Below are 18,330 nucleotides of genomic sequence, written 5' to 3'. Positions count from 1 at the left end.
GGTAGTTACTCCTTCAACAAGAGATGTTTTAGGCGCCTTTGGGCGCTTTTTTTACAATTAGCGACGCCCGCGCATCAGAACACGAAGATGGAAGGCCAAAAAGGTGCAACGATGCGAGTCTTGATCATCGAAGACGAATTGAAGACAGCCGAATATTTGCAACAAGGTCTAAGCGAATCTGGTTACACCGTTGACTACGCTTTAACGGGAACGGATGGAATACACCTGTTCAAAAGCCAGCAGTATGCTTTAGTAATATTGGACGTAAATTTGCCTGGCATGGACGGTTGGTCGATATTGGAGGATATTCGCCGCACTAGCGATGCGCGCGTAATGATGTTAACTGCTAGCGGCAGGCTGTCGAACAAGGTGAAAGGATTGGACCTGGGTGCAGATGATTATCTGGTTAAGCCCTTCGAATTCCCTGAATTGCTGGCAAGAATCAGATCGCTTCTGAGGCGAAGTGAGAAACTGACTGAAACCGACTCTCTGAAAGTGGCTGACCTTGAGGTTGATCCCGCCAGACATCGTGCATACCGAGCAGGGCAGCGCATCGATCTGACTGTTAAGGAATTTTCCTTATTACATCTGCTCATGCGAAATTCTGGTGTCGTTATGACAAGAACTCAAATAATTTCGTTAGTATGGGACATTAACTTCGATTGTGACACTAACGTAGTTGACGTCTCTGTCCGAAGGTTGCGCGCCAAAATAGACGAACCCTTTGACAGGAAGCTAATCCACACCCTGCGCGGGGTAGGGTATGTCCTTGAGGATCGCGGATGACCAAGCCTTTGAGTTTGTCGCTGCGAATTGGATTGTCTGTAGGTGTTATGGGATCAATTCTCGTTATTTTGATATTCAGTCAATCCTGGATGACGCTGCGCAATCAATTGGGAATAATTGCCGAGTCCAGGTTAGAACAAAAGTTAAATCAAATCGAACATGTAATATCAGAGTCTAACCTGTCGCTTGTTAAAGATACTAGCTCGCACCCGCTGGGCGACTTAGTGTCCGGCCATCCAGATCTAGGCCTGCTAGTATGCGATGCTCAAAGGCCGAATAAACTAAATTTTACGGTTGGCTCGGTGCCAAGTCATTTGCTAACTGGAAGTACTTGTGCCGTCGAACCTGATACATATAAAAAACGACTCTCTCAGCATGGCATCGAGGCGCTAATAGAATCTAACATCGTGCGCATTGCCGGGAGCAATGAGAGTTTTCTGCTAGTACTCTTCAGTAATCGTTCCGATGATTCCGAACTGCTTAGTGCATACCTGAATTCGACCATATTAGCGGTGCCGCTGTTCCTGGTATTAATTGGGTTCGGATCCTGGTGGATTGCCCGACGAGGAATGGCTCCGCTGAGCAACTTCAGAGAGCTGACTTCCATCGTTACCACAAATGATCTTGATGGAAGAATAATAACCTCTGGTCTGCCCGTGGAGCTTAAAGAGCTAGCAGACAGCGTAAATTTCATGTTGGGAAGGCTTGAGGGCGGCGTGCAACAACTTTCCGATTTTTCGGATGATCTGGCCCACGAATTGCGATCTCCGATTACTAATCTAATGGGGAAAGCGCAGGTGGCTCTTTCTCGAGACAGATTATCCTCCGAATACAAAGAAACATTAGAATCATGTGTAGAAGAGCTCGGCAGAATATCTCGGATCGTTTCAGACATGCTCTACCTTTCGCAAGCTCTTCAGTCGGATTCAGCTGATCTGTCAGATCAAATATCCTTAAAAAGAGAAGCTGAACAGGTAGTCGACCTGTTTAATATTATGGCTGAAGAAAAGGGAATATCGCTGACCGTCCAGGGAGACGGCGTTATCGTGGGCGACAGGCTGATGGTGCAGCGAGCCATATCGAACCTACTATCGAACGCCATCAGACACGCGTCTCACCACAGCAACATTCCGATACTCATCGAGAGTCAAGGTCAATCTATCGTGTTGTCTGTGACAAACGATGGCCCCGGTATACCCGAAGAGCACACCGAAGCGATATTCAAGCGATTTTTTCGCGTGGATAGCGGGCGCTCACGTGACGAAGGAGGGACTGGACTTGGTCTTTCGATCGTCCGTTCGATCATGCAGATCCATCAAGGCAGCGTGACTGTAAATACCAGCACAGCCGGCCCTACGACATTCCAATTGTGGTTCAACCTTATGTGAGGTGGTTTATGCTCGCCCTTATTTGTCGTCTACGTCCGGCCCGATGGCCGCGTCAGGCGAGGCTCCTGTTTGTCTGCAGTATGTTGGGGTTGTCAAACCTTGCTTGGGCAGCCGACCGCGAGACCGCAATACTGACCTTGCCTAAGGCACTAGCTCGTGTTCTGCAGTCCAGCCCCGAGTTGGCTGTTTATCCCTATGAAATCCGTGCCGCCGAAGCGCGAACCCTGCAGGCGGGCCTGCGACCCAATCCTGTTCTTTCCGTGGAAGTCGAAAATGTTCTTGGCAACGGAGCATTTTCGGGGGTTGATGCAATGGAAACCACCCTGGCATTGAGCCAAGTCATTGAGATGGGTAATAAACGCAACTTGCGGCGCGACGTCGGCAGTTGGCAGCGCCAGGCGGTGGAGCGTGATTACGAGCTTGCTCGCCTTGATGTTCTGGCGGCAGCTGCAAGCCGCTATCTGGAAGTGGCGCAAACCCAGAGATTGTTGGATTTCTCCGAGCAGGTTGTTGAATGGACTTTAGCCGCTCAATCCGTGGCCAATAGACGTTTCGACGCTGGTAGCGCAAGCAGGGCCGAGCTTGGTCGCGCACGAACGGATGCGATGCAGGCTGCGCTGGCGGTTAGCAATCTCGAGGTTCGGCTGGCGAATGCCAAGCGCCGCCTGGCAAGTTTGTGGGGGGACAGTGAACCGGATTTTGCGATTGTGGGCGCGGAACTTTTTTCATTGGTGGAGCTTCCGGACTTCGCCCGTATTCGTACTCAACTCGAGCAAGCACCGCAATTGCAGCGATTTCTGACACAGGGCAGGTTACGCGAGGCCGAGCTTGAACTCGCTACCGCTCGCGGCCGACAGAACATTGAGGTCGGCGCCGGGTTCAAACACATTCGGGAAACGAACGATATCGGAATGGTGCTGCAGTTCTCCATGCCGCTGGGCGTTAATGACCAGAATCAGGGAAATATCCAGGCCGCCCGTGAGGGCCTAGCGAAGCTCGATCTGGAAGAGGAGGCAACACGGGTCAAGATTTTTACCGAGCTACACAATGCATACGCACAACTGGAACAGACACGTAACCAGGTCACGGTACTGCGTAACGATATCCTGCCCGAAGCACGGGAGACTCTCGAGTTGATTCAGGACGGTTACAGGGTGGGGCGCTTCTCCTATCTCGAACTCGTGCAGGCCCGGCAGCAAGTGCTGGCCGTCGAGAACGACGCGGTTGTCGCCGCCACCGACTTCCATCAAACCCTTATTACCCTTGAAACCCTGACGGGCCAGCCTCTGACGGGAAGCGGACAAATTCTTACCCGAGCCGATACCGCAAGCGGTGTGTCGTCCGAATTCCGTCTGCCCTACCTGGATGGATCCGCTGGTGCAGAGCAAACGTCACGACAGGAAGAATCTCGATGAACAAACTATTGAATCTGGTACTTGGCAGTTTGCTCCTGGCAGGGCTGCCGCTTCACAGCGCAATTGCGGTAACCGATCCAAAAGTGGAAACACGAGCCGCTCACACCGAGGAGGAAGCTTCGCATCAGCATGAATCGGAAGAGCCAGAAGCTGAAGCAGAACATTCTGAAGAGGAGCACGGTGAGCGGGAAGGTGACCATGCTGCGGAAGAAGCAGGACATGACGATCATGACGGTCATGCCGAAGAAGGTCAGGCTGAGGGCCACGAAGGCCACGAGGAGAACGAAGAGCCGGTTCTGACCCTTAGCGCTGATCTGTTACGCGAGTTCGGTGGTGAAATTGCCGTTGCTGACGCGGGTGTCATTCGCCAGCAGGTGTCATTGCCAGGCGAGATCCAACTGAACAAGGAAGCCGTCGCTCACATCAGTCCGCGTTTTGCGGCGAAAATCGTTGAGGTGCGGGCAAAGATCGGCGACAAGGTCAGTGCCGGCGAAACCCTTGCCGTGGCAGAGAGTTCTGAAACGCTTGCACGCTTCAACCTCACATCGCTGATCGACGGGGTGGTGATCAATCGGGACGTTACGTTGGGAGAACATTTGTCACCGGATGACACTGCCTTCGTGGTCGCGGATGTGTCTACTCTCTGGGCTGACATAGCGCTCTATCCCAAGCAAGTACCGTTGGTGGAGGTTGGTCAGCCGGTTCGTCTCAGTACCAGCTATGGCCCAGAGCCGGTTGATGCTCGCATCGATTATGTGGCCCCGTCGGTAGATGAGCGCACGCGTACTGGCCTGGCTCGAGTCTTCCTGCCAAATGAGAGCCGCGCATGGAAACCGGGTATGTTCGTTCAGAGTGATATTGCCATTGGCGAGTACCCGGTAGACGTCGTAGTTCCCGAGGGTGCGATCATTGATTTGGAGGGTCAGCCAACGGTTTTTGTACAGGAAGGCGAGCGCTGGGAGCCGCGGTCAGTGAAGCTCGGTCGCGACGATGGAAAAATGGTCGAAGTCCTGAGCGGTCTTGAACCCGGAGAAAGTTACATTGCCGAGGGCGGTTTCGTGCTTAAGGCGCAGCTGCAGAAGAATGAATTTGAATCCGGTCACAACCACTAGCCCAGGAGAATAGTATGCAAGGCATTATCCGTTTTGCGCTGGATAACCGGCTACTGGTAGTCGTGCTAGCTCTGGCGACCCTGGTGGGCGGCTACTTCGCCTATCGCACCCTGCCGGTGGACGCCTACCCTGACATTTCGCCGGCATTGGTCCAGGTGTTCGTAGAAACTGAGGGATTGGCACCCGAAGAAGTGGAAAAATACGTCACCTATCCGATCGAAAGTGCAATGAATGGTCTGCCAGAACTCGACCATGTGCGTTCGATTTCCAACTTTGGGCTGTCAGTTGTCAATATCTATTTTGAGGATGGAACTGATATCTATTTCGCCCGGCAATTGGTGGGCGAGAGGCTTCAGGTCGCCCGGGAGTCGATTCCCGCCGGTTTTGGCGAGCCGGTCATGGGGCCTATTACTACAGGGCTTGGGCAGATACTGTTTTATGTACTCGAGGACACCAGCGGTCAGTACAGCACTACCGAGCTGCGTGAGATTCAGGACTGGATCGTCAAGTTCAATTTGCAGACCGTCAAGGGCGTAACCGAAGTTCTTTCGATTGGCGGCGAAGTGAAACAGTTTCAGGTGAATGTCGATCCGAACGCGCTGCTTCGCTACGACGTCAGTTTGCCGGAAATCAAGGAGCGTATTGAAGCCAACAACGCCAATGCCGGCGCCCAGTTCATCGTCAAAAATGACGAAGAGTACATTGTGCGGTCGGTGGGTCTTGCCACAGATCTCGAGTCTCTTCGCAACATTGTGGTGAAGACCATCGACGGGACTCCCGTTTATTTGAACCAACTTGGCGATCTGGACATTGGCGGAGAAATTCGCCGCGGACTGACCACCAAGAATGGCAACGGCGAGGTGGTTGTCGGCATGGTGTTGAAGCTGATCGGCAGCAACACCTCCAACGTGATCAATGCGGTAAAGCAGGAGTTGGCGACAATCAACGACAACCTGCCTGAAGGCATCGAGGTGCAGCCGTATTACGACCAGGCTACGCTCGTGAAAGCGGCCGTAACCACTGTGATCAATGCTCTGTTGCAGGGCATCATTCTAGTAGCCCTGGTTCTGCTGGCTTTTATGGGTGGTCTCAGGCCAAGCCTGGTGGTGGCGCTCTCCATTCCGTTTTCGGTCGGCTTTACCTTTCTTGCGATGAAAATTTTCGGAATATCCGCGAACCTGATGTCGCTGGGTGGGCTTGCCATCGCTATCGGTATGATGGTGGATGGCGCGGTTGTGGTGGTTGAAAACGTTGATCGCATGTTGCGCGAAGCCAAGCCTGATGAGTCGCGTCTGCATATCGTGATGCGCGCCTGCCAGTCGGTCGCAAGACCGATCCTGTTTGCGATCAGCATTATCATTGTCGTGTTCTTGCCGCTATTCACTTTACAGGGCGTGGAAGGTGCGACATTCAAACCGCTGGCCTACACGGTGGCGGTGGCGATGTTTGGATCGCTGATCTTCGCGCTAGTGATCGCTCCAGTAGCCGCTTCGCTCCTGATGAGGAGTCCCAAGGTTCGTGAGGACAAGCCACGCAAGGACATCATCAGCTTTCTGCTCAAAGGTTATAAACCACTGGTAGAGGCAATGGTTGCTCGCCGCTGGATCGCGTTGGCGCTGGCGGTCGTCGTTCTGGCCGTGGGCGCTGCAGTAGCGCCGCGTCTGGGCTCGGAATTTGTGCCGCGTCTGAATGAGGGTGACCTGTTGATTCGCGCTACCATGGCGCCTTCTATCTCGCTGGAGAAAGCCAAAACCACTATCACTGTTTTTGAACGGCAATTGATGGAGGATTTTCCGGAGGTAACGCAGGTAGTCTCGCGTATTGGCCGGGGTGAAGTTGGCGCTCACGCCGATCCGGTAAACAACGCCGAGATATTCGTTGCTCTCAAGCCACAGGAGGAGTGGGTAAGCGCGGATACATTGGACGGTCTTTACGCCGCAATGAGCAAGAGATTTGAAGATTTCCCCGGTGCCAAGTTCAACTTCACACAACCTATCGCCGCAGCTGTGGATGAGTTGCTGACGGGGACCAAGGCCGAACTTGCAGCCAAGCTCTTTGGTGATGACCTTGATGTGCTTGTTGAAAAAGCACGAGAGATCGAACAGGTGATGGGCACAGTGCGTGGAGCTCAGGATGTTCAACGCGATCAGATCGGTGGCACACCGCAACTGCGCATTACGTTGGACCGGGCTGCGATCGCCCGCTACGGGCTCAATGTGAGTGATATTCACGATACGTTGAGCGTGGCGGTCGGTGGTAGCGAAGCGGGACAGGTGTTCGAGGGTATTCGTCGTTTCGATATATATGTGCGTCTGAAAAAGGAGGCGCGAAACGAGATGGAAGTCATTCGGCAGTTGATTCTCGAAAACGCCTCCGGCCAGCGGATCCCCCTGGAGGAGCTGGCAAGTATCGAAGAAGTTGTCGGGCCACGGCAAATCACCCGAGAAAACAATCAGCGTTTCATCACCATTCAAACCAACGTGCGTGATCGGGACATCGGCTCCTTTGTTGCCGAAGCCGATGCCGCTATTGCGGAACAGGTCGACTTGCCGCCGGGGTATTTTCTCAAGTGGGGTGGTCAGTTCGAGCTTCAGCAACAGGCCAACAAGCGCCTGATGATCGTGGTGCCGATTACTCTGGCGCTGGTGTTCATAATGCTTTACGCAAACTTTGGTTCGCTGCGTAACGCTTTACTGATCATGCTCAACATCCCGTTGGCTCTGGTGGGCGGTATCGTTGGCTTGTGGTTGACGGGGCAGAGCTTGTCAGTACCTGCGTCAATTGGTTTCATCGCGCTTTTTGGTATCGCATTGGAAAACGGTCTGGTGCTTGTCAGCTATCTCAATGAGTTGGTCAGAGATGGCGTTTCCGTTGCTGAAGCCAGTGTCCGGGCGGCGTGTGCACGTCTGCGAGCGGTGATCATGACTGCTGTGACAACGGCGCTTGGGCTGTTTCCGCTCTTGTTCGCCAGCGGCGCCGGCAGCGAAGTGCAACGGCCTCTGGCCACCGTCGTGGTCGGCGGACTGGTCACAGCTACGATTCTTACCCTGTTGGTTATTCCCGCTCTTTATCAATGGTTCGCTGATAAACCAGCTGATATCGGCGAAACCCGTTGAAAGGAGATAACTCCATGCAAGAGATCAAAGCCTATATCAAGAACCACAAGCTCGAAGCAGTGACCCTGGCGTTGCACCGGGTGAGCGGTATCAGCGGTATGAGTGTCTCCGAGGTGCGTGGTTTTGGGCGGAGCAAGGCCCATACCAGCGCGGCCAACCCGATTGACGGCACGGCGGATTTCGTCAAGCACGTAAAAATCGAGGTGGTGTGTCATAACCAGTACGTGGACGAGGTGGTTCAGGTACTGAAAGACGTGGCCCATACCGGGCTACGGGGTGATGGGCGCATTTTCGTCAGCGATGTCAGACGGGCAATTCGGATCGAGGATGGTGTCGAGGATAGCACTGTCGTCTGATAAACGAGCCGCGTTGATGAAGTTCGTGGCTTTTGGAGTAGCGCTCCCGGCTTCGTCGGGAGGCGCTTCTAACGTTGTTCGTTTTGCCCATGTTGTGTTCACTACTCAATCGAAACGATCGCAAGCACAAGGCAGTCGAAGGGGCTACGACATAACGTCGGGATCGCCACGGCAAAATGGCAGGGTGCATCACCCGATACAAACTGTGATTTCACTAGCGACAGGAGGCAACGTGGGACATCAACATCTACATAACGAACAGGCTGGTGATAAACGCGTTTGGTGGGCCGTAGCCGTCAATCTTATCCTAACCGTGGTGCAGATAGCGGGGGGAATATTGTCAGGGAGCCTCTCACTGGTTGCCGATGCGATACACAACCTGAGCGACGCGATCTCGATGGCTATCGCCTATATCGCCAGAAGGATAGCTCGGCGTCCAGCCAACGAAGAGTGGACGTTCGGATATGTTCGAGCAGAGTTGATTGCAGCGCTTATAAACTACACCACCTTGATCGTGATCGGCCTGTACCTGGTTTACGAAGCGATCTTTCGCTTTATCGAACCGCAGCCTGTTCAGGGGTGGACTGTTGTCATTGTCGCAGCTGTCGCTTTAATGGTTGACACGATAACGGCCATGCTGACCTATTCATTATCAAAGTCCAGTATTAATATTCGGGCGGCGTTTTTACACAACGTGTCAGATGCATTGGGGTCCGTTGGAGTCATCATCGCAGGTACTTTGATTATTCTGTACGACTGGGTATTTATAGATCCTCTGATAACGCTAATGATAGCTGGGTATATATTGTGGCAAGCATTTACAGAAATAGGCGGCGCCATACGCATACTCATGTCTGCCACACCAAAAGATATAGATCCCCAGGAGGTTATATCAAGGTCGTTGGCCGTTTCAGGGGTGTGTGGCGTTCATCACCTGCACATCTGGCTCATAGATGAACACCGGACATCACTCGAGGCCCACGTTGTGATTGAGGACCAGCTGATGAGCCGAAGTGAGGACATCAAGAATGATCTCAAGAAAATGCTCAAAGATACCTTTTCCATTCATCATGTTACGTTAGATGTGGAATCTTCATCGGGAGAATGTGGCGACGCGAAAACGATTGGCCATTGAAATGAAATGCGCCCCTTGGGCGCCCATATCAAGTTTCAGATCAGATAATATCAAGCGGGTATTCTATAATAATCCTGACTTCATCTAGATCCGATTCAAAAGCGGTTGCACGTGCAGTAGCCTGGCGCACCCTAAAAGACAGGCCATGGAGTTTTCCGGACTGCACTATGTACTTGGCTTCGATGTCTCTCTCCCAACGCTTCTGGTCAGTAAGCGGGTCCCCGTCCGCATCCCGTCTCATATAGACCGCGTTAGCATTTGAATAGTCGGCCTCGCTTCCTTTGGCATAACGGGTCATGAATGAAAGTCCCGGCACGCCATACTCAGTCATGTCCAGATCATAACGAAACATCCACGACTGCTCTTTTGGTGCGTTGAAATCATTATACTGAGATGCGTTATCGAGAAAGATTGCATCGGATTGCCGCAGATAATCGAAATCGTCATCTCCATGGTTGCGCTGGTGGGACACCGCGATGCTGTGGGCACCGGTCGCAATTCCGACTCTAGCACTCCATATCTGGTTGCTAAACTCTCCGAGTAGCTTCTTGCCCTCGTCGCGGGCATCGTAATAATTTATGCCACCAAACAGCGAAATTCGTTCGGACATTGGCAGCTCACCGGAAATACCAACATACGTTTGATCCCAGGCGTCTTTAAGGCGGCTTGTATATAGGCTGAACCCTAATTCGGGATTGAGGATATAATCCCCTCCGAAATAAGCCACCCATGGAGAGTCGACCGCGCCTGCATAAAATGTTGCGAAATCATCATGCATACTGCTGCTGGTTGGCTGGCTCATGCCAGTGAGTCGACCGCCTTGTACGGTCAATCCTTCAACATGTGTATTGGCCAGTGTAACGCCCCTGAAACTTTCAGGAAGTAGCCGTGAATCTCCGTAGTGGACAACAGGGTTAGCCGGAAAAACGTCACCTATCTTGATTACTGTGTCAAAGGCGCGCAGCTTAGCTACCGCCCCGATCTTTGTGTATTCGTCTTCGGCTTTGCCCTGGGAGTCGACAGGAAGTACGTCAAAGGTGCTGCGTCCGCCGTTTCGTCCGTCGCCAGTATCGAGTTTCAAACCCAACATCGCGAAAGCATCCAAACCAAAACCAACTGTCCCTTCGGTATAACCTGACTCGAAGTTAACCGTGATGCCGTGTGCCCATGCTTCAGAATATCCTGTCCCTTTCGGACTGAACTGACCATGACGGTCGTCTCGATTAAAATAGAAATTTCGGTTCAGTACCGATAGGTTGCTTCCATCTACGAAGCCAGATGCAATATGTTCTTGTGCTGATACAGCTCCGGAGTGAGCGGCAAGCAGTATTGACGAGGCAATCAACGTGCGACTGATGTTTTTATTCATATGATTTTCTTCTTTTAGGAGGCTTTTTGGAACGAACGTTTTATCGTATTCCTCTCAGAATTGCGGGTAGATTGCACCAGCATTACAATTTTGTAATATGACGAGGCGTGGTAGGACTCTTTAACCTGACTGTGATGGTTATGGATGCGCGGAGTGGCCGATGTTGATTCGCGTTTGAGCAGACAAAAGCTGATGATCAGTCGCTACGCCCGCCGAGCCAACGGATGGAGTCTTGTCTGGATGAAGAGGTGTTTTCATTCACTCCGCTTTCGCTAGGATTCTTCACAACCCTGCCGTACCGCTCCAGCGTCTGCCGTGGTCCGAGAATATCACGCCGGATTTCCTGATTTTTGCCTTCTTGTTATATAACGGCCTCTGCATTTCTATCGCAGCGGATGATCTCACCCCGTTCACGGTTTTATTACTGTCGCCCATGATTGCAGCGCTAGCGATGAGCTCGAGTTCGGCCCCGATCGCGTTCAAATGCGCTGCGCCTGCAGTGTGTACGGATTGACTGACGCGCGATGATGACAAGGGGTCGTTGGCTGGGTTTATTCGGTGTCCGAGCGAGCACAGCTGAAACTAGTCCAGGTGGGCGAATAAAACGGCTCGCTTCGCCTGGCTGTGTTAATGGCCAATTAAACTGACCCACCTCTGGCCAACAATTTTGACCCACCCATGGTGGCACTGGCCACCGATCCATGTAGCGTCACCCGCCTTATGCACAGGCCGGGGACAGATCATTGAAGGAGTGGGTTGTGATTCACAAGATCAAGGGGTTGTACGACCAGGGCCGGGGTTTGTCGGTCCGTGCCATCAGCCGTGAGCTGGGGATTTCCCGGAATACCGTACGCAAGTATCTTCACCTGGATGAAACGCAGATCAGCGTCGCCATTGCTGACCCTTCGCGGACCAAGCTGCTCGACGGGCACCGTGATTATCTGATCAATCAGCTGATCCAGTTTCCAGCACTCAGTGCGGTCAAGTTGGCCCGACGTCTGAGAGAGCGCAGCGTTGATCTGGCGGTATCTGACCGGAGCATCCGCCGGTATGTACAAACGCTCAAGCAGCAGGTTGCCTGCGGCCAGTTCCGCTATTACGAACCGGTCGTTGAGTCGGTGCCGGGCGTTCAGTGCCAGGTCGATCCCGGTGAGTTGCGTGGCGTCATGATCGGCGGCGTGGAGCGCGTGGTGCATTTTGTGGTTTTTGTGTTGTCCTGTTCCCGGCTAATGTATGTCGGCCTGAGCTTCCGTCCGTTGGATACCGAGCGTTTTATCCAGATGCATGACGAGGCATTCCGTTACTTCGGCGGCGTCACTGAGGAGTGCATTTACGACCAGACCAAGATGGTGGTGATCAGCGAGCAATATCGAGAGCTGACGCTCAACCAGCGCTTCCACCAGTATGCAACCACGGCTGGCTATCGTATCCATGCCTGTGAGGGCTATGACCCGGAGAGCAAGGGCAAGGTGGAGGCCGGCGTCAAGTACGTCAAGCGTGACTGTTTCTATGGCGAGCAATTTGCGGACGAGAACGCCGTTCACCAGCATCTGCATGACTGGCTTGAGACCGTAGCCAATGCGCGTGTGCACGGCACGACCGGACAGCATCCTCGGGAGCATTTCGAGGCGCTGGAGCGCAGCCAGCTCAAGCCCTATCTGGTCCCGCAGAGCCTGCTGCACTTGATGCCTGCAAGAGAAACGCGCAAGGTCGACAAGACCGGGCTGATCTCCTGGCAGGCTAACAAGTATTCGGTACCCATGGCTTGGCAGCAAGCCCGTGTCGGTGTCAGCGCACAGGACAACCAGCTGCTGATCCATGACCTGGAGAGCGGCGAGCTCATCGCCACCCATGACCTGTGCAAGGCCAAGGGCCGGATGATCAAGAACAACAACCACTACCGAGACCAGACCCAGCGCATTACCGATCTGGAACACAGCATTGATGCGATCCTCTCCGATGATCTGGGCTCTGCCCTGTGCCAATTGCTTAAGCGGACCTCACCGCGTATCTACAAGGACCAACTGGTCGCCGTGCGTGATCTGCTCATGGCCCACGCGCCGGTTGATACCAAGCTGTTGGGTGAGTTGTGCGAGCGCAGCGAGCTGACCGCCACCGGACTCAGGCGCTACCTCGAAGCCTGGCAGCAAGCCAGGGCGCGAGGACGCGCCATCAGTGACCGCGAGTATGCGCCGGAGGCGGGTAGCCGCGTCGGCCATGCCGATCTGAATGCTTACGCCCACGTTGGCCAGTCGACTGGCCACGGAGTGACCCCATGAGCCTACTCGATAGCACCGTAGCGCAGTACCGCAGCCTTCGCCTCAGCGCGACCGCCGGTGAACTGACCGCCCTGCTGGCCAGGGCTGAAGCCAATGAGATGTCTTACCTGAATTTCGCCCAGTCGTTGGTTGAGCATGAGATCAACGCCCGTTCGAGTAGTCGTGTGAGCCGCAACCTCAAACAGGCCCAGTTCCCCTCGGAGAAGCACCTGGAGGCCTTTGATTACCGGCATCAGACCACGATCACCAAGCGACAGGTCAGTGCCTTGCTGGACTTCAGCTTTATCGATAACCGCGACAACCTGGTGTTCATTGGGCCACCGGGGGTGGGCAAGACCCACCTGGCCATTGGGATTGGCCACAAGGCCGTCCAGGCTGGCTACAAGGTGCTGTTCCGCACTGCACTGGCACTGGTCGAGGACCTGGAGTTGGCGGAGATGAAGGGCGAGCTGAAGAAGCGACTGAACCAGCTGAGCAAGTACGATGTGCTGATCATCGATGAGCTGGGCTACCTGCCGATGACCCGTCAGGCCCGGTATAACCTGTTCCAGTTGATCAACAACTTGTACGAGTACCGCTCGGTGATCCTGACCACCAACAAGGACTTCACCAGCTGGGGCGAGTTCTTCCATAACGACAACGTGGCAGTGCCCATCATTGACCGTGTAATCCACCATTCACACATTTTTATGCTGGGAGGGGAGAGCTACCGCTTGAAGCAGAAAACCGCCGGTTAGCGGTGAGCAAGTGGGTCAATTCTATTGGCCAAAAGTGGGTCAAAATTAATGGCCATTGACAGGCTGTTAGTGATCTTCATTTTTTATCGGCGTGATGATGGATGTCGGAAATGGCCGGCGGATGTCCGCAGCGAAGTACTTCGTTGGTGGGTGTGATTGCGTACTGCGTTGGCACCAGAGCACGACTGTGACCGCCTACAACCTAACCATCGTGAGCTGGCAGCACTCACCGTTACCGCTGCTCTTCTCACAGTCGCTGCCGTCAAATAAGCGCTATCCGAGACTCATGAAAGTGGTGAGGACACGAAAATCCCGATCGTAGTTTTGCAGGAGAATTGGTCCTGTTCATTATGGTGTCAACGGGTCCGGAGGCTATTGCCGAAGAGCTGAGACTTCGTGCGGTTGACGCTGTATAAACGTACAGCTGTCTGCTAGGATTCTGCTATAGGGCAAGGCTGAGTGGTCAATTCACCCTTGCAATGGCCAACGGGTTGTGACATCCCAAGTCGGACGGTCGCCCCAGAATCACGCTGAGTGAGATCTTTTGATGAGTCAGGTTCCCCCAAGCAGCTTCCCTCAAGGAATCATCGGTAAGGGCCACAAAGAAAAGGATTTCAAGTTCCTGATTCTGTCGGGTAGCGCTCTGGCTCTGATTCAGTCTCAATTTGTCAGCTTGCCCCCGTCCCAACGGCGAAGCGCAAATCGGGCGTTATTTTACTTCGAATGCTTCTTGTGGCTAACCAATCACCCCCCTATCGCAAGCGCTCTGGATCTCCGTACCAACGCATTCCTGATCATTCAGCGCCTTTTTTATGGGGCTCTGCACTCTAAATGTTTCCTGGCCGCTGACATAAAGCACTCAGGCAGACGGAGGCTTGTCCTGTATTTCTTCAAACTTCTTGTGTAGTGGTCAACTGATTCCGGACACAGTTTTAAGTTTTTCTTCGGCCACCGCCGGAGCGAGCCCGCCATTGAAGGCGTGGGGACGCTTCTGGTTGTAGTACCCCATCAGGTAGTTGCTGATATCCTTCCGGGCAGCTGCCAGGCTGTGATACCCCATCGGCGGTATCCATTCCGTTTTCAGACTGCGGAACAGCCGCTCCATAGGAGCATTATCCCAGCAGTTGCCTCGACGACTCATGCTTTGCACCATACGGAAGCGCCACAGCCTCTGCCGGAACTTGCGACTTGCATACTGTGATCCTTGGTCAGAATGGAACATCACCCCATGAGGGCGCCCACGCTGCTCCCACGCATGCTCCAAGGCCTGTACCACCAAGTCCGCATCAGCGGTGTCAGACATGGCCCAGCCGACGACGCGACGGGCATACAGGTCCAGTACCACCGCCAGATAACTCCAGCGCTGCCCGGTCCAGATATAGGTGATATCACCGCACCAGACCTGATCTGGTTGCGCCACATCGAACTCCCGGTCCAAACGGTTGGGGATATCTAGCCGCTCCACGGTGGCCTGCTTGTACTTATGGGGGCCTGGTTGCTTACAAATCAGGCCAAGCTCTCCCATCAAACGGCGCACCTTGAAGCGGCCGATGCCGACGCCTTGATCGTTCAGCATGTCCTTGATGGTGCGGCTACCTGCCGAGCTGCGGCTTTTGTTGAACAGCTCGTTAATCTGGGCCCTCAGGGCTACACGCTCAGCATCCACACGCTGTATCCTCTGGCGGTGTTCGTAGTAACAGGAACGGTTGATATCAAAGGCTGCGCACACCATGTCAACGGGGGCCTGCTCTCTCAACTGGTCAATCAGCGTGTACGTTTCCAGTCGTCCGACATCAAGAGAGCGGTAGCCTTTTTTAGGATGGTCTTCTCCATCTCCAGCCGCCGGCACCGCTCTTCCAACTCCTGAATGCGCTGCTGCTCTGGTGTCATGGCTTTGCCTTTAGGGGTGACACCCTGCCGCTCCTCAGTGAGCTGTTTAACCCACTTGCGCAGGACGCTTTCAACCACGCCCAGCGATGTGCTGGCTTGGGTAATGCTGTAGCCTTGGTCCAGCACCAGGCTGGCTGCTTCCTGTTTGAATTCAGGGGTAAAAGTACGTCGCTTTCTTGTCATCGAACACCTCTCAATGGCGAGTATTGTCGCCTAGTTGGTGTCCGGTTTCATTAGACCACTACACCTTTCGGATCAGCCAGACATAATCGCCGGTTTTATGATATGCACCCAAGTGCTGACGGTGCGCCATGCCCTGCAAGGCTTTTCTGACCCAGGTTCGTGTTTCCGCCAGGGAAATCCAGCCGCTCTCCTGCAAAGCCATGATTTGGTGGAGCAGCAGCAGCTGGCCGACCTGATAATCCTCGCTGCTGAACAGTTGGTGTGTCGGTTTTTCCAGGTAGAGCGTATCGATATCCGTCCTCACACTGGCGGGTGCCTGGCCATTCCCCACCCACACCAGTTGCTCCAGCTCTGCAACTTGCTGCACTGCATAGTCCGGGTTCTTGCCTTCCCCCATGCTCCCATAAGCCGACAGGACCACCACCTTGTCAGCACTGCCGCCCAGATGATTGCGTACCTCATCAAATTCACCATAGGCCATGGCGTCAGCATTCATGCCATCAAACAGCCTGACCCCGACCCCTGAGTCGGCGGCGGCACGCTGTAGAAAGCTCTTCAGAAAATTTACAAACCGGGGATAGCGACTCGCACTGATGGTTCGGTTAAGCAGCACCAACATGTAGCGATTGTGCTCTGCAGCCATGAACCCTGCCAGCGCAGCAACAAGCTTGCTCACCCAGCTGAGCTGGTAGTCTCCCCCCTCCTCTTCACCGAACAGATACCCTAACGCCATGGCTGGCTTGCTGACAGGTCGGCCGCTCAAACTCTGCAGCGCCTCTGCGACCAGCCGCCGATCTTCCGCGACGAACTGCACATCAATCTGCACGCCGGTATCCGCATAACGTCTTCGGCTCCGATACCAGTTACCAACCGCTTCCTGCTGCTCCCGAGTCAGCTCGATAAAGCGTGGCCCGAGGCGCCCCTGCAGATAGGCCAGATCAAAGTTTCTGATCACGGTGCGCGACGTGGCTGTAGCGCTTACTCCCACTACCTTGGCACCCCCTTCAACCATGCGAGCCAGCAGCCCGGATGGCGTGACCGCCAGCCCGGTAAAGTAGCAACTTACGGTATCTCTGGTGCCCTCGTTGCGCCGCACATCGGTCAGCTTCAGCCCTTTGTCATGATATGTACGGGCGCCGGCCCTTATATCCTCTGGGCTGCGGTGCCCACGTCCTCCAACCAGGCTGCTCTGCACATCCAGCGCAGCAAAGACGACATCGCTGAGCCTTTGAAGGTTCAGGTGGCTCAGAATCGACATTACGGCTTCCTGCAATGTGGCGCTGTCCGCCCGTGCATCGCTATCCCTACTTGGAGAGTTCTGCATATAGCGCCAGACAGAGGAGCGCATCACCCAGATGAAGCGGCGGTAGACCCAGTCAGCCTCATTGATGAACCGGCTCAGGCGCTTATCGAATGAGTCCTGCCCTGCCTCGCTGCCCATCACCTCGGTGTAGATAACATTCTTGCGCAGCTGCTGATCCGTACTCAGCCGGAACAGATGCGCCGAGCTGTGTGCATGGGTAACGGTACGATCCGAAAACAGCCGAACCTTCTCGTCTTCAAAGCTATCGCCTTCGGTGTTGAAGGCAAACTCCAGATGCCAGCGTTGAGCAAACTCACTGAGAGAAAGACGCAGGCTGTCGAACTGCTCTTCAATCCCAGCATAACGGCTAGATCTTTCCACCTGATGGAGCTGGAGGTTGGCGTGCAGGGTTCGGGTCAGCTCGATCAGATCCAGCGCTTTTTGCTCAGCCATGATATGCAGAATGACCTCGTTCTGCCGATCAAACTCATCAATAAGCAACAGGGCGTTATCCAGCTCCCTGAGGGGGTGAGTGCGCCCGCGCAGGGTCTGATAACCGCCCATGAATTTATGAGTGGTGAGGAAAGCGACCCGCGCCTCCCCGCGGGCCATCCGGTCGCCTGGCAACAGGCAGTCAAGCAGCTCCAAATCCGCTTCCGATAGCTGCAGCGGATACTCGCTGCGCTGACGGGACTGAATAGCGTTAACCAGCAGTCCATAGGTAGTTTGCGCCAGTTGATCGAGACTCGACTGAAGAGCCCCTTTACTGTGGGAGTGACTCTCCATGAAACGCCGCATCTTCCGCATTTCACGCCACTTATCCTGCAGGACTCGGTTGGCCTGCAGAGAAAAGAGCTCGATAACCTGTTCGACCACTGCGTCGCTGACGCTCTGCATCTGGCTATCCTGACGAGGCAGGTAGAGTATCTGCCTCTTCAATAAAGCTGCATGCTCCGGCAGCTTCTCATCAATCGTCCGCAGCAGCTCGTTGTAGCTCTGTCGTACGTTATCGACTGAGTTGGTCACATAATAAATTTGGCGTACAGACTTATTGCTACTTTCACCTGCTACGAGCTCTGCTAGGATCAACTGCAGAACACTGTGGGTCTTCCCGATTCCAGTCTGTGCCGGGACCAGTACCAGGCAACCTGTCGCTGCCTGCGGCCCGATGAAGGGACTCAGGTCATCCTGCAGCAGCTTATCCAGCGGGGTATAACCATCCTGTATCGCCACGTCACTTCTCCAGACCGGCCAACGCTCA

At 54.1% G+C, this 18,330-nt stretch carries 12 protein-coding genes; 9 read left to right on the top strand and 3 right to left on the bottom strand.

Annotation, left to right across the window (positions count from 1 at the left end):
* The first annotated feature begins 111 nt into the window (after positions 1 to 111).
* The 7 genes from BLU11_RS03380 to BLU11_RS03350 all read left to right on the top strand — a co-directional run bounded on the left by BLU11_RS03380 (position 112) and on the right by BLU11_RS03350 (position 9,308).
* Positions 112 to 786 carry a heavy metal response regulator transcription factor gene (locus BLU11_RS03380; RefSeq protein WP_090272042.1) on the top strand — a complete coding sequence of 225 codons (675 nt, stop codon included), beginning with the start codon at positions 112 to 114 and terminating at the stop codon, positions 784 to 786.
* Positions 783 to 2,174 (top strand): heavy metal sensor histidine kinase, encoded by a 1,392-nt coding sequence (locus tag BLU11_RS03375; RefSeq protein WP_090272041.1) that lies wholly within the window; start codon positions 783 to 785, stop codon positions 2,172 to 2,174. The genes BLU11_RS03380 and BLU11_RS03375 overlap by 4 nt, the downstream gene beginning before the upstream one ends.
* An 8-nt stretch (positions 2,175 to 2,182) precedes the next feature.
* Complete coding sequence (locus BLU11_RS03370; RefSeq protein ID WP_090272040.1) at positions 2,183 to 3,589, top strand: TolC family protein; 1,407 nt, start codon at positions 2,183 to 2,185, stop codon at positions 3,587 to 3,589.
* Positions 3,586 to 4,701, top strand: a complete 1,116-nt coding sequence (locus tag BLU11_RS03365; RefSeq protein WP_090272039.1) for an efflux RND transporter periplasmic adaptor subunit — start codon at positions 3,586 to 3,588, stop codon at positions 4,699 to 4,701. The genes BLU11_RS03370 and BLU11_RS03365 overlap by 4 nt, the downstream gene beginning before the upstream one ends.
* Positions 4,702 to 4,715: 14 nt before the next feature.
* Entirely contained in the window at positions 4,716 to 7,817 is a 3,102-nt protein-coding gene (locus tag BLU11_RS03360; RefSeq protein ID WP_090272038.1) for an efflux RND transporter permease subunit, read from the top strand.
* A gap of 14 nt (positions 7,818 to 7,831) precedes the next feature.
* Entirely contained in the window at positions 7,832 to 8,173 is a 342-nt protein-coding gene (locus tag BLU11_RS03355) for a P-II family nitrogen regulator (RefSeq protein ID WP_090271440.1), read from the top strand.
* A gap of 232 nt (positions 8,174 to 8,405) precedes the next feature.
* A complete protein-coding gene (locus BLU11_RS03350; RefSeq protein ID WP_197674232.1) occupies positions 8,406 to 9,308 on the top strand; it encodes a cation diffusion facilitator family transporter in 903 nt (300 codons plus the stop codon).
* A 40-nt stretch (positions 9,309 to 9,348) separates the two neighbouring features.
* On the opposite strand, the gene BLU11_RS03345 is transcribed toward BLU11_RS03350, so the two are convergent.
* Positions 9,349 to 10,677: an OprD family porin gene (locus BLU11_RS03345; protein ID WP_090272037.1), complete on the bottom strand. Its 1,329-nt coding sequence runs from the start codon at positions 10,675 to 10,677 to the stop codon at positions 9,349 to 9,351.
* A gap of 758 nt (positions 10,678 to 11,435) precedes the next feature.
* On the opposite strand from BLU11_RS03345, the gene istA reads away from it, so the two are divergent.
* Both istA and istB read left to right on the top strand, forming a co-directional pair.
* Positions 11,436 to 12,956, top strand: a complete 1,521-nt coding sequence (istA, locus tag BLU11_RS03335; RefSeq protein WP_090271454.1) for an IS21 family transposase — start codon at positions 11,436 to 11,438, stop codon at positions 12,954 to 12,956.
* On the top strand, positions 12,953 to 13,693 hold the full coding sequence (istB, locus tag BLU11_RS03330; protein ID WP_090271457.1) for an IS21-like element helper ATPase IstB: 741 nt from the start codon (positions 12,953 to 12,955) through the stop codon (positions 13,691 to 13,693). Before istA ends, istB begins: the two co-directional genes overlap by 4 nt.
* Before the next feature lie 910 nt (positions 13,694 to 14,603).
* On the opposite strand, the gene BLU11_RS03320 is transcribed toward istB, so the two are convergent.
* Positions 14,604 to 15,766 (bottom strand): IS3 family transposase gene (locus BLU11_RS03320; protein WP_090272001.1). Its coding sequence is split into 2 segments (ribosomal slippage): positions 14,604 to 15,511 and positions 15,511 to 15,766, totalling 1,164 coding nucleotides; the frame shifts between segments, so codons are not numbered across the junction.
* Positions 15,767 to 15,824: 58 nt separating this feature from the next.
* Entirely contained in the window at positions 15,825 to 18,302 is a 2,478-nt protein-coding gene (locus BLU11_RS03315) for a hypothetical protein (RefSeq protein ID WP_090272035.1), read from the bottom strand.
* Positions 18,303 to 18,330: the final 28 nt, after the last annotated feature.

This window comes from Halopseudomonas litoralis, from assembly GCF_900105005.1.
Lineage (GTDB): Bacteria > Pseudomonadota > Gammaproteobacteria > Pseudomonadales > Pseudomonadaceae > Halopseudomonas > Halopseudomonas litoralis.
The sequence above is the reverse complement of the archived record's forward strand: the minus strand, read 5'-3'. Positions and strand labels throughout refer to the sequence as shown.

Bases quoted from the DNA above. Each gene is read 5' to 3' on its own strand.
- BLU11_RS03380 (WP_090272042.1), top strand. From the start codon at position 112: ATGCGAGTCTTGATCATCGAAGACGAATTGAAGACAGCCGAATATTTG.
- BLU11_RS03375 (WP_090272041.1), top strand. From the start codon at position 783: ATGACCAAGCCTTTGAGTTTGTCGCTGCGAATTGGATTGTCTGTAGGT.
- BLU11_RS03370 (WP_090272040.1), top strand. From the start codon at position 2,183: ATGCTCGCCCTTATTTGTCGTCTACGTCCGGCCCGATGGCCGCGTCAG.
- BLU11_RS03365 (WP_090272039.1), top strand. From the start codon at position 3,586: ATGAACAAACTATTGAATCTGGTACTTGGCAGTTTGCTCCTGGCAGGG.
- BLU11_RS03360 (WP_090272038.1), top strand. From the start codon at position 4,716: ATGCAAGGCATTATCCGTTTTGCGCTGGATAACCGGCTACTGGTAGTC.
- BLU11_RS03355 (WP_090271440.1), top strand. From the start codon at position 7,832: ATGCAAGAGATCAAAGCCTATATCAAGAACCACAAGCTCGAAGCAGTG.
- BLU11_RS03345 (WP_090272037.1), bottom strand. From the start codon at position 10,677: ATGAATAAAAACATCAGTCGCACGTTGATTGCCTCGTCAATACTGCTT.
- istB (WP_090271457.1), top strand. From the start codon at position 12,953: ATGAGCCTACTCGATAGCACCGTAGCGCAGTACCGCAGCCTTCGCCTC.